The sequence below is a fragment of the Marinobacter sp. DUT-1 genome (assembly GCF_050379415.1).
Lineage (GTDB): Bacteria > Pseudomonadota > Gammaproteobacteria > Pseudomonadales > Oleiphilaceae > Marinobacter.
Genome location: NZ_JBNRLS010000003.1, coordinates 161,330 through 173,717 on the forward strand (window position 1 = coordinate 161,330; position 12,388 = coordinate 173,717).

A 12,388-nucleotide genomic window follows, 5' to 3' on the forward strand; every position below is an offset into this window, starting at 1 on the left:
AGGTCTCAGGTTCGAATCCTGACGGGCGGGCCATATTCCAAGAAAGAGCCCGTCATCGAGCAGGCTTTTTTGTGAAGGACGGTCTGATCGTTAGCTTTGACGAGGACTTGGGGCCGACCCTCCGCCTGCCAGGCAGGCGGAGGGAATGTCGGAACGCACCAACGACGGCCCCGAAGGGGTAAGGTCGCTAAGCGGCCGAATACAAACCACGTCAGCTGTTTGGGCACAGAAGCATAGCAAAGATGGGGCCGCTCAAATCTGTGTGCGGACTCCGGCACTGCGAGCAATAGCATCCTTGCCATGCTCATCCATTGTAAAGAGGCTCCCCTGCACAATTGCTGGCCATTCAGGAGAGCACTTTTTCTTACTGTCGCTCTTAGCCAAGTAATTTGCGAATCTCATCCATGATTGCCGCCTGCTCTTTGCGCGCGGCAAGGGCAGTCTCCATATCCACTTTCACGAACCGGACCGGCATGTTCGGCTGTAACTGACCAATCAGGTCCATGTCAGCCGAAATAACGCAACCTAGCATGAAATACCCCCCACCAGACACTGCATCGCGGTGCAGTACGATTGGCTCTGAGCCGCTCGGTACCTGAATGGAGCCGTAGGGATAACAGGCATCGGTGATGTTGGAAGGGTCCGCGCCGGCACTGAACGGCTGTTCGCGCTCGACAAAATCAAGCTTGCGCCCGCCCTGAAAGCGATAGCCCATTCGGTCTGCTTCATTGGCGACTTTCCAGGTATCCTCGAAAAAACTGTTCTGGGACTGCTCAGTAATTCGATGCCAGTATAGCCCCGGCAGCACGCGAATTTCGGCCGGATTGGACGGGCCGCGCCGCAGCGACACAGGTACCGAGGTCCCATCCTTAACAGTTTTGCTGCTTTTTCCGAGTGGCAGCGAATCTCCAGGCTGTACAGGACGGCCGTCAACACCACCAAGCGCACCGATGGCATAGGTCGAACGGCTGCCAAGGTGAACGGGCGTGGTAATACCGCCGGAAATAGCAATGTAGATTCGCGCGCCGGATTTCAGAAAATCGAAGGACAATACCTGGCCGGCTTTTACGGTGAAGGCGGTCCAGGTATCACGTGGCTCACCATCCACTTTCGGTGGCAGTTCCGCGCCGCAGACTGCAACGGTTACATCCCGTGTGAATTCAAGTTCCGGCCCGACGAATACGGATTCGAGCCCGGCCGCTCCCTCATCGTTGCCAACAAGCAGGTTGGCGGTTTTGAGCGCCAGACGGTCCATGGCCCCACCCATGGGAATACCAAGATGATAATAGCCCGGCCGTCCCAGGTCCTGAATCGTGGTGGCAATACCGGCTGAGATTACATTAACGGTCATAAAGGGCCTCCATCAGCTTGGCGTTGGTACCGTCCATATCGGCATTGAACTCGCTTAGCGAAAAGCGAACGTTTCTGATACGGGGCATGTATTCGCCGGCCTGCACCTGGGCAATCGCGGCATCATACTCTTCGCGATTGATTGGTTTGAATCTGACGATATCCCCCGGCTTGAAGAAAACCATGAAGTCTTTCAGATAGGGAACTCTTTGCTCCGGGTCATAGATCGGCATGGGGGTAATGCCAAACATCTGATAGCCTCCGGCGCCGCGCACGGAATAGATGCAGGAGAAGCTGCCCCCGTAGCCGACTGTCTGCCGTGGTGTGTCGGTGCGCGGGCGGAGGTATTTGGGCACCTGGATCTGACGCGACCGGTCGACCATCTGATAGAGAAAGGGAAGGCCGGATACAAAGCCGACCATGGAGACGAACCACGGTGCTCCGGAATGCGCCTCAATGAATTTCTCTACGCTGTCATAGCCATTGATCGATGCTGCGTATTCGATGTCGGTCGCGCTGGGGTCCTGATGGCGTTCGCGAAACCGCATCAGCGTATCGTGCGTCCACGGATCCTGGTAATAGACCGGAACTTCGATAATACGTGTTTCCAGAACGTTTTCGCCCTGTTCCGCCTCGGCTTCCAGCCGTTTCAATTCCTTCATCATGTCATCCGGGTGAATTACATCCGGATCGAATTTGATCTGGAATGAGGCGTTGGCCGGACATATTTCGGTGACGCCCTTGATGTTGGCCTTGCGCACGGCGTTGGTCATGGACAGTGAGACAAAGAATGCCTCAAGCGACATTTCTTCGTCGACTTCTACGAAAATGTGCTCATCGCCGCCAAATGTGTATCGACTACTCATGAGTTTGAGCCCCTTTTTGTTTGATGAGATCAAGGTTGTTTTCCAGCCACGGCTCCAACCAACGGGTATGGACAGCACTTTGCTGCAGTTCTTCACTCTCGAGCAAAGCCTGGAACAGCGGCGCGGTGGTGGGCAGTCCCTCGATATGAAGCTCGTCCAGGGCACGTTTGAGGCGTAACAGTGCACGGTCGCGGTCTTCGGCCCAGACAATCAGTTTGCCCAACAGCGAATCGTAAAAAGGCGGAACGGCATAGCCCGGGTAGAGCATGTGATCGAAACGCACGCCCGGCCCATCCGGGGTAAGCAAATTACCGACGATGCCGGGAAACGGCATGAAATTATTGGCCGGATCTTCTGCGTTTAACCGCACTTCGATGGCGTGGCCGGTTCTGCGTATAGCCTCCTGTGTAACGCGCATCTTTGTGCCGCCGGCGATCAGGATCATCTCGGCAACCAGGTCAAAACTGCAGATCATTTCGGTCACAGGATGCTCGACCTGGATGCGGGTATTCATCTCAATGAAATAGAAGTTTCCTGACTCGTCGTCATAGAGATACTCGATGGTTCCGGCACCCCTGTAGTTCACAGCCTTGGCCAGCGCGACAGCCGAACGGTACAGTTCGTCGCGAACCCGGTCATCCAGCGCGATCGATGGCGCCTCTTCCCACACCTTCTGGCGGCGGCGCTGCAAAGAGCATTCGCGCTCAAAGAAATGCACTACGTTTTCGCCATCACCCAGTATCTGGACTTCGATGTGCCGGGCACGCTCAATGACCTTCTCTATATAGATGCCGCCGTCACCAAACGTTGCCTCAGCCTCCGAGGAAGCCTGGGGCGCAAGCTCCCGGAATTCGGCAGCGTCATGAGCAACACGGATGCCGCGACCGCCGCCTCCGGCCGCCGCCTTGATCATTACCGGGAAACCAATTTCCTCTGCTATTTCCGCGGCGGCATCCATGTCCTTTATAACGCCGTCACTGCCGGGCACCGTTGGTACATTTGCCTTCTCCGCTTCGGCTCGCGCGGCCGCCTTATCTCCCATCAGGCGTATGGTGTTGCCATCCGGACCTACGAAGACAAGTCCTGCGGCAGCTACAGCGTCTGCAAAGCCCGCATTTTCGGCAAGAAAGCCATAGCCAGGGTGAATGGCGTCGGCACCGGTTTCCTTTGCCGCCGTCAGGATCGCATCGATAGAGAGATAGGATTTTGCCGCCATTGGCGGCCCGATGTTAACCGTTTCATCCGCCATTTGAACGGCTCGACTTTCGGTGTCAGCGTCGCTGTGAACGACCACTGTAGCGATCCCGAGATCACGTGCAGCGCGGATGATTCGGACTGCTATTTCACCCCGGTTGGCGATCAGCAGCTTTTGAATACCTGATTTTTTCATGATGACCTCAGTTCAGCTCGGCAATAACCTGCCCTGCCATAACGGGTTCACCGTCACTGACCGGAAAGTCGGCAATCGTTCCGTCGGCATCCGCTTTCACTTCATGGAAGGTTTTCATGACCTCGACAAGACCGATGGTGTCGCCTTTGGTGACGGTATCGCCAACTTCGCGGTAGGCGGCCTGGTCCGGTGCCGGTTTACGATAGAATGTTCCCGGGATTGGGGATTTCACTTCATGCTTAGCCATCGGTAGTGTCTCCTGATTGTTATTGTGGTGCTGTCTCAAGCCGTTTATAGCTGTTTGATTGCTTCATTGACTGCCTTGGCAACGTCAAGGGCATTGGGTGTGTCAGAGTGGACACAAACGGTTCCGGCGCGCACAGGCAGTGACTTGCCGTTGACGCTATCCACTTTGCCATTGCGCATAGCCTCGAGAACGCGCGATGCCGCATATCCGGGGTCGACCTCGCTGTGCGACCGCGTAATGATCAGATTTCCGTTATCATCATATTCCAGATCGGCATAAAACTCTGCCAGGAAGGGGATTCCTCTTTCCTTGTAAACCTTTTCGTGCTGGGTGCCAGCAAGTCCCAGCACAGGCACTCCATAGACTTCGGCGGCATCAGCAACGGCATGGGCGATGTGCTCCATGCGCGCTGCCATGCCATAGAGTGCGCCGTGTGGTTTGAGATGCGACAGGGCCACACCACTGGCGTCCAGGAAGCCCTTCAGTGCGCCGATCTGATAGAGGATGATATTGGCCATTTCCTCACGGCCAATCTTCATTTCCCGCCGACCAAACCCGGGCAGATCCGGTAGTGAGAAATGTGCACCAATCTTGACGTTATTCTTGCGTGCCAGTTCTACGGTGCTGCGCATGTGGTTAGGGTCGGAGCCATGGAAACCGCACGCTATGTTGGCCTGGGTGATATACGGCATCATGCCTTCGTCGTCACCCATCCTGTAAAGGCCAAAGCTTTCGCCCATGTCACAATTCACATCTACATGCATCGTTTGTGCTCCTTAATTCTTGAGAGAGGCAACGTACCGAAGCCTGATCTGGTCTGCGATGACCGCCAGTATCAGCAGAATGCCGAGCACGACGGTTTGTAAGTAGGATTCGATTTGCGCCAGGTTCATGCCGTTCTGAATCAGGCCGATGAACAGGGCACCGAGGACGACGCTTTCAAGGCGTCCCACGCCACCTCGGAGACTGACCCCGGCTATGACGCAAGCGGCAATGGATTCCAATGGCATCGAAGCACCAATGTTGGCTTCACCGGTATCAATACGCGCCGTCAAAAGCATGCCGGCAATGGCTGCAAAGAGAGCGCTCAGCACATAGGTGAAAAACAGCGTGGCTTTGGTATTGATGCCTGATAGTGAGGCAGCCTTCAGGTTCCCTCCGACAGCATAGAAGTACCGACCGTTGGGCGTGCGGTAGAGGAACACATATAGCGCGAACACCAGCAATGCAGCGACAAAGACCGGTGCGGGTATACCGAACAGGGAACCATAGCCAAAGGTGTCGCTGAAGGCCCGTGGCATGCCGTAAACAGGCACGCCACCGGTCAGATAGAGTGCGACACCGAAACCGACCGACGCCATGCCAAGCGACACCATGAAAGGCGATACATTGAAGAAGGCGACGCCGGCACCGTTCACGATACCGATCGTGACGCCTGCCAGAATGCCGGACAAACAACCAAGTGCGATTGCCAGCCAGACCATGTCGGGTGCGATGGAGAAGACGGCAGCCATAACCATGGCCCCGACCACTGAACTCAGTGCCAGAGCAGTGCCAACCGACAGGTCAAAGCCCCCGGTGAGCAGAGCCATCATTTGGCCTAGTGCAACAATCATCAGGTAGACCGATTGGCGAAGCACGTTCATCAGGTTCTGCAACGTGAGGAAGTTGTCCGACAACAGCGAGAACACCACCATGGCGATGAACAGAAGAAAGGGCAGAATGCCGAGCTTCACGAACACGCGCTTGGTTAAGTTCCCAATGCCGCCGATAGCCGGTGCGTTCGGCGCAGTAACAGATTGCTCAGCCATTAACAGGCCTCCTTTTCGAAGAAATGGGCAAGCACCTTCTCTTCAGTGAGTTGATCGGCCTGAAGTTCGGCCTGAGTCCGTCCCTGGTAAAAAACGTAGGCGCGGGTCGTAAGATGAAGTATTTCAGGCAGGTCGGACGAGATAATGACGATGGCCACGCCACCGCGTGCGAGTTCCACAATAAACTCATAAATGGAAGCGCGTGTGCCGACATCGACGCCGACCGTTGGTTCGTCGAAGACGATCAGGTCATATTTGCGGGTCAGGGCCCTGGCGAGCATCACCTTTTGCTGGTTGCCACCGGAAAAGTGTTCAACCGTACGTTCAATCAGCGGCGGCGACAGGTTGAGCCGTGTGGTAAGTGCTTCGACTGCCCTTTTTTCGCCACCACTATTGATGAAACAACCTTTTGAGAATGGCTCGATGTCGAGTGAAGCGAGTGCAACATTCTCGCGCACCGAGCGCATCATCATCAGGCCTTCATGGCGCCTATCGGCGGGTAAGTAAAGGAAGCCATCGCGTATATTGCGTTTTGGTGTGTGGCCCGTGATGTCCTGGCCGGCCAGCGTGACCGTCCCGGAGCGGATTGCCAGTGCACCGAAGCACGCCTGCATCATCTCCGATTTTCCCGACCCAACCAGGCCGGCCATGCCGACAATCTCACCCGCCCTGACAGTCAGCGAGGCGTCAGCCACCAAACCGTCGTTTGTTGTGACATTCCTGGCGTCGAGCACGACATCGCCCGACGCATCCAGGTTCAGCTCCGGAAAGATGGCGCCAACCACGCGACCGGTCATGAGCTGCACCAGATCATCTTCCGTCGCGTCCGCCGCCTTGACAGTTTCGATATAGCGACCATCGCGCAGAACAGTAATCCGATCAGCGATACGGCGAATCTCGGCCATTCGGTGGGTGATGTAGATGACCCCGACCCCGCGTTTCTTCAAACCGCCGATCAATTCGAACAACTGGTCAGTCTCATGTGTGGTGAGAGAGGCCGTAGGTTCATCAAGAATCAAAACCTGCAGTTCAGAACGAAATGCCTTGGCGATCTCAACCATCTGCTGCTCTGCACGGGTGAGGCAATCCACCCGCTGGTCGGGCCTCAATGCGAAGCCAAGCTCATCAAGCGTTTCCTTTGCCTCTTTACTGATGCGGGCGCGGTCGAGCAATCCAGCTCGTCTGGGCTCGGCTCCGAGAAACAGATTCTCCTCCACAGTCATCTGAGAGATCAGTGAAAATTCCTGGAAAACCGCCGAAATACCGAGAGAGCGAGCGTCGTGAACCGAAGCCAGTGTCACCGGCATGCCTTTGAAAGAGATTTGGCCGGTGGTCGGCTGGTTCGCACCAGCCAGAATGGAAATCAGGGTCGATTTTCCTGCACCATTCTCTCCAAAGAGCACATGCACTTCGCCGGCAAGCAGTTCGAAATCCACGCCATCAAGCGCCCGGACGCCAGGATACTCCTTGGTAATGGCCCGGGTCTGGAGGAGCGGGGTTCCCCCCGCCTCCTCACGACCCTGCTGTTTGTTGATTGAATTCAACATGGCTTACTTTACCGAGAAAACTGGGCGGAAGCCGTTTGGTGCCAGAGTCGAAGCCGCGTCAAACTCGTCGTAGTTTTCCTGTGTTACCACATAGAGCTCAGGACCGACGTGCTTGAGATAATCCTTGCCTTCCAGTATCCGAACGGCCTGGTCGACAGCGATGCGCCCCTGAATGACGGTGGAATCGGTTGGTGCAGCAAGGATCTGGCCACGGGCGATACCCCGATCAACACCCGGAGCATAATAGTAGGACACTACCTTTATTTTATCTGCCAGCCCCCTTGAGCGGAGGATTGGAATAGCCGCTTCTGCTGTGACCGCAGTGCCGACAATGTAGTCAAGATCGGGATAGGTCTGGAGAGTATCCTCGACGAGCCTGGCTTGGGCTTCCTTACCGGTGTCGCCGTATTTTGTTTCTACCATCTCGATCGCTGAACCCTCTACCGCGCCCAGGAAACCGGCATTTCCTGCTTCTACCCAACCGGCACCAGCGGGACCCGGGAACCAGGCGACTTTCGCTGACTCCCCACCCGCAGGATGCAGTTCAGCCAGGAATTCACCAGCCTTGGCGCCCATTTCGCCAAAGGATACCAACGACTTGGCTGAGAGCTGGTCGGACGACATTCCGTTGATAACGTCGATGACCGGGATACCGTTTTCATTGATCTCAGCGACCAGGTTGTTAAGCCCGTCATAGGCGATGGCGCCGATAATAACGGCATCCGCACCTGCGGAAACGCAATCCTCGATCTGCGAGATTTGAGTGTTGAGGTTCGTGTAGCCACCCGCGTCCGTCACAGTGGCGGCCACACCGAGCCTCTTGGCCTCTTCGGTGATGCCGTAATTGACGCCAAGCCAGTAAGCATCCTTCATGTGCGGGAAAGAAACGCAGAGATTCCATTTCTGCGAGGCTTCGGCGAGTGGTTCGTAATCTGTCTTGCTGCGTGGGCTATCCATGTTGAAGGGGGGAGTCCAGACTTCGACAGGATATGGGTACCAGGTTTCGGCCATTGCGCTGCTGGAAAAGGCAATCGTCATTGCCATCGTCGCAGCTGATGCGCTGAGAAATTTTTTCATTATTGTTTCTCCTAATGTGAAAGGAGCTCTGCTGCCCCAACGCCAATCCCCTCTGGAAAGACGTTAAAACAACCATAAAATGAGACAGCAAATTTGTATAATACGATTTTCAGTGTCCAAATATCTGTTAAAACGATACACTGATTGGAGAGCTTTCGCGGCGAGCTCGGGCATGAACGGGTAGTTCGCGCGCCACAGGATCACTCATAAAGCATTGATTTAAAGATATATTATTTAGGAAAGAGGCATCATGATGTGGGTAGCTTTATAACCACACTTAAATTAGGGTTTATTTTTCAATCTTTTAAATGAATAGCTACTATAAATTTTATGAATACACCTACGATCCGTCAGATCCGTTACTTCATTGCGGTCGCGAACTTGGGACAGATTTCACGCGCAGCTCTCGAACTGAATGTGTCCCAATCTGCAGTGACAACGGCAGTAAAACAGCTTGAGGAAATCGTCGGCACCCCGCTCCTCGCGAGACATGCCGGGGGAGTAGCCCTGACCTATGAGGGCAATATCTTTTACGATCACGCCCGACGAATAATGGCTGTGGTGGAGGAGGCCGTCACATCTCCACGCCGCTTGCGTGATGACGTTAAGGGCACTCTTCGTTTAGCAATGACATACACGGTTGCTGGCTACTATATTCCAACCTACATTGAGCGGTTCCTTCGTGTATTTCCCCACGTGGACCTTCAGTTGACTGAAGCTTCGCGAACTGCGATCGAAGATGGGCTTGCATCTGGTGAATTCGATCTTGCAGTGATGCTCACCTCTAATATTGTCGATCAGGAGGGAATATCCTACGAGACCTTGCTGCAATCACGCCGCAGGCTCTGGTTGTCGGCGAACCACCCTCTTCTCGAGCTGCCATCAATCTCTCTGGCCGATGTTGCTGCCCAACCCTACATTATGCTGACGGTTGACGAAGCCAGTAACACCACACAGCGCTACTGGAATCGCACGAACTATCGACCTCATACAATTTTCAGAACGAGTTCCGTTGAAGCCGTGCGCTCAATGGTTGCCAGCGGCATGGGCGTCACGATCCTCTCCGACATGATTTATCGCCCCTGGTCGCTCGACGGACGCCGCGTCGAGGTGACCTCTCTGGTCGACCGGATACCGACAATGGACGTCGGACTCGCCTGGGCCACCAATATCGAGCAAAACACGGCCGTTTCCGCTTTTCGGGAATTTATGCACATAGGTGAGGAGCCAGATATGCGTTGAGCGCATCATCGATGGTTTATAAGTTTTTACTAACCATGATCACTACCAGGCCCTCGTCAGCCTCACTGAAAAGCCAGTGACCTGGTTTCCTGAGATTCGCTTGATGCCCAGCACCCTCCAGTTGCTCAGAGCCGGCCCTATCTTTACCATGCCGCTGACAGTTTAAATGGATGCCTGATGGCCGTTACCCACCGGCTACGCATTCAACACCACACACAGACAGTTCCAGTCGACAGGGGAGTCCCGGCAACACAGCCGGGGCTGAGAGTGCCTTCGGCAGACCCTGGAACCTGATCCGGATCATTCCGGCGGAGGAAGCGCGACATGATGATGACCCAGATGGCCGCCATTGTGGCGGCATTGTGCCTGTTCGGTTGGCTGGGCTTGCGTGCCCGTCAAACAGCCAACGGCATTGACGACTACATGACCGCCCGCAACAGTCAGGGCGCGACCACCATTGGCCTTTCCTTTCTGGCGTCAGGCATGGGCGCCTGGATCCTCTTTGCGCCACCGGAAGTGGGCGCCTTTGTTGGCCCGGTGGCACTGGCCGGCTACGCCCTGGGGGCGGCATTGCCTTTTATCGTCTTCGCCATGCTCGGCCCCGTCATTCGCCGGCAAATGCCCGAAGGGCGCAGCATCAGCGAGTTTGCCGAAAGTCGCTTCGGTAAAGGTATGCGCCGCTGGGTCTCGTTGATCTCGGTTTTGTACATGTCGTGCTTTCTGGCCGCGGAGCTCACAGCCATTGGCGCAATCACCGGACTGCTGTCTGACCTCAATGGTCAGATCGTCATTATTGGTGTCGCGGTCACGACACTGGTCTACACCACCTGGGGCGGATTACGGGCCAGTCTGGCCACCGACCGCTGGCAGGCATTGCTGTTGATGGCGCTGCTGGCTGCGGTGCTTTTTGTAGACTGGAAACACCTGCCTGCCATGTCGGAGTCGGCCAAATTGCCGGGCATTCCCTTCTGGAGCGCGGTCAGTGTCGCCCTTACCCTGGTGCTCGCGGTAACCGCGGCCAACCTCTTTCATCAGGGCTACTGGCAACGGGTCTGGGCCGCACGGGACAGCAGCTCACTGTGGAAAGGCGCCCTCCTCGGCGGTGGCACCACCATCGTTGTGGTTGCGGTCGTGGGTGGCCTCGGGATGAGCGCTGCCATGGCCGGGCTTGAACTGGGGCAACCGCCCATTCCGTTTTTTGCCCTGATAAATGAAGCACCGCAATGGTTGGGCGCGGTCGCGCTGGTATTGGCCGTCACTTTGGTCGCATCGTCCGTGGATACCCTCCAGAACGGCATTGCCTCCCTGGCGGTCGCTGAAAAAGCGGGCCTGACACTCGCCGGCGCGCGCTGGGTAACGGTGGCCCTGATGGTGCCGGTTGTGGTGATAGCCTTGCAGGGTGCGTCGGTTCTGCGGCTGTTCCTGATTGCCGATCTGCTGTGCGCAACGGCCATCATTCCCATTCTGATGGGACTTTGGCCCCGGGTATCAACAACCGCTGCGTTAAGCGGTGTGTTGGCCGGAGTCGCCGGGGCGATTTTGCCGGGCTGGATCGTGGGCGGCAGTCTCGGTGAAGCTCTCCAGATTGCCAGTTTCCCCGGTGGCGTGCCGACACTGGCGCCGTTTGCCGGGGCAATCGTGGCTTCGGGCGGAGTTACGCTGCTGCTAACGACGGTGCAGCGCCGCCGGACGGGACACTAGGCAATCTTCTGTCTACGCACCAATGCCGCCCGAACCGTTTCCGAAGCCACGCCGGCCAGAAGCCCGAAAAACGGGTCGACCCAGACAGTCACCAGCGCGGTTATTGCGATGACAGGCCAACAGGACGGCTTGGCTGTCCAGAGACGTTTCGACGCAGCCAGCTCCACGGCGGCGACCAGCAACAAGGCGCCAAGACCGGCGGTCGGAATTGCCGCTATGACTGAGAGGCCGCCCGGTAAGAAAGCGACCAGGAGCAAGCCCGTTCCTAAAAGGATGGGAGCCAGGCCGGTCCGGGCGCCGAAGCGATAATGCGCTGCCACGCCACCGGCCCCGTGACACATGGGTAAGGCACCAAACGGAACCAGGAAGAGATTGCCCAGGCCGGTAGTCACTGAAAGTCTGGCCGGCGAAACGCGACTCGATTGCTCGCCGAAACAATCCCCAGCAACCAGAGCCGTCAATACGATGGCGTTGGTGATCGTGAGGGCCAACTGGGGTAACACCAACACTGAAAAGGCTTGTTGCCATTCGTCCATGCCCGGAAATCCAGGCAATCTGAACGCAACCGAATCGATGACAGGAAGCGAGAGCCCCGGCGCCCCCAGCACTGCACCGATTGCCACAGCCCCGCCGAGTCCTATCAGCGCCGCTGGCCAGTTTGGCAACACCTTTAACGTAAAGACCAGGAACACCAAGGTGACCACGCCCAGCAGCCAGGATGTGGCCATCAATCCCAGACTCATATAGGCCAGCAACAATCCCAGCCCCAGCTGAAGGCCACTCAACACCGATCCGGGTACCAGACGGGCCACCCGGTTAATCCATCCGGTTGAACCCAGCAGTAACAATATCGCCCCGATCAGCACCCCACTGGCGATCAGGCTCTGGGACGTCACCTGGGTGGTGAGCAATAATGCTGCAACCGCCTTCATGGGCTGCACTGGTATCGGCAGACGATAATACAATCCCGTTGCAATGTAGAATGCGGCAAAGCCCAGCAGCACGGGCACCGGAGCCAATCCTGCCACGCCTATAGCCCCAAGGCTCAGCGGCAGCAGGGTGCCTATATCACCCAGTGCTCCACTGACCTCATTTACCAGATCTTTTCGGGCTGAAGGCATGCCGGCTCCCGAGTCACCCGTCTAGTTATTGTTAGC

At 56.3% G+C, this 12,388-nt stretch carries 11 protein-coding genes and 1 riboswitch; of the genes, 2 read left to right on the forward strand and 9 right to left on the reverse strand.

The window, feature by feature from the left end:
* Positions 1 to 376: 376 nt before the first annotated feature.
* The 8 genes from ACQUTG_RS10760 to torT are packed head-to-tail and all read right to left on the reverse strand — an operon-like array spanning position 377 to position 8,288.
* Positions 377 to 1,351 (reverse strand): biotin-dependent carboxyltransferase family protein, encoded by a 975-nt coding sequence (locus tag ACQUTG_RS10760; protein ID WP_428919400.1) that lies wholly within the window; start codon positions 1,349 to 1,351, stop codon positions 377 to 379.
* Positions 1,341 to 2,216 carry a 5-oxoprolinase subunit B family protein gene (locus tag ACQUTG_RS10765; RefSeq protein WP_428919401.1) on the reverse strand — a complete coding sequence of 292 codons (876 nt, stop codon included), beginning with the start codon at positions 2,214 to 2,216 and terminating at the stop codon, positions 1,341 to 1,343. The genes ACQUTG_RS10760 and ACQUTG_RS10765 overlap by 11 nt, the downstream gene beginning before the upstream one ends.
* Entirely contained in the window at positions 2,209 to 3,606 is a 1,398-nt protein-coding gene (locus tag ACQUTG_RS10770; RefSeq protein ID WP_428919402.1) for an acetyl-CoA carboxylase biotin carboxylase subunit, read from the reverse strand. Before ACQUTG_RS10770 ends, ACQUTG_RS10765 begins: the two co-directional genes overlap by 8 nt.
* Positions 3,607 to 3,613: 7 nt before the next feature.
* Entirely contained in the window at positions 3,614 to 3,853 is a 240-nt protein-coding gene (locus tag ACQUTG_RS10775; RefSeq protein WP_410329715.1) for an acetyl-CoA carboxylase, read from the reverse strand.
* Positions 3,854 to 3,897: 44 nt separating this feature from the next.
* Complete coding sequence (locus ACQUTG_RS10780) at positions 3,898 to 4,617, reverse strand: LamB/YcsF family protein (protein ID WP_428919403.1); 720 nt, start codon at positions 4,615 to 4,617, stop codon at positions 3,898 to 3,900.
* 12 nt (positions 4,618 to 4,629) lie between these two features.
* Positions 4,630 to 5,664 carry an ABC transporter permease gene (locus ACQUTG_RS10785; protein WP_428919404.1) on the reverse strand — a complete coding sequence of 345 codons (1,035 nt, stop codon included), beginning with the start codon at positions 5,662 to 5,664 and terminating at the stop codon, positions 4,630 to 4,632.
* Positions 5,664 to 7,211 (reverse strand): sugar ABC transporter ATP-binding protein, encoded by a 1,548-nt coding sequence (locus ACQUTG_RS10790; protein WP_428919405.1) that lies wholly within the window; start codon positions 7,209 to 7,211, stop codon positions 5,664 to 5,666. Before ACQUTG_RS10790 ends, ACQUTG_RS10785 begins: the two co-directional genes overlap by 1 nt.
* Positions 7,212 to 7,214: 3 nt before the next feature.
* Positions 7,215 to 8,288 carry a TMAO reductase system periplasmic protein TorT gene (gene torT, locus ACQUTG_RS10795; RefSeq protein WP_428919406.1) on the reverse strand — a complete coding sequence of 358 codons (1,074 nt, stop codon included), beginning with the start codon at positions 8,286 to 8,288 and terminating at the stop codon, positions 7,215 to 7,217.
* Between the two features lie 330 nt (positions 8,289 to 8,618).
* Here torT and ACQUTG_RS10800 point away from each other — a divergent pair, with 330 nt between their 5' ends.
* A complete protein-coding gene (locus tag ACQUTG_RS10800; protein ID WP_428919407.1) occupies positions 8,619 to 9,530 on the forward strand; it encodes a LysR family transcriptional regulator in 912 nt (303 codons plus the stop codon).
* 224 nt (positions 9,531 to 9,754) lie between these two features.
* Positions 9,755 to 9,865: riboswitch (TPP riboswitch) on the forward strand.
* Positions 9,855 to 11,231: a sodium:solute symporter family transporter gene (locus tag ACQUTG_RS10805; RefSeq protein ID WP_428919408.1), complete on the forward strand. Its 1,377-nt coding sequence runs from the start codon at positions 9,855 to 9,857 to the stop codon at positions 11,229 to 11,231. It overlaps the preceding riboswitch by 11 nt.
* On the opposite strand, the gene ACQUTG_RS10810 is transcribed toward ACQUTG_RS10805, so the two are convergent.
* Positions 11,228 to 12,352 carry a molybdate transporter family protein gene (locus ACQUTG_RS10810; protein ID WP_428919409.1) on the reverse strand — a complete coding sequence of 375 codons (1,125 nt, stop codon included), beginning with the start codon at positions 12,350 to 12,352 and terminating at the stop codon, positions 11,228 to 11,230. The genes ACQUTG_RS10805 and ACQUTG_RS10810 overlap by 4 nt on opposite strands.
* Positions 12,353 to 12,388: the final 36 nt, after the last annotated feature.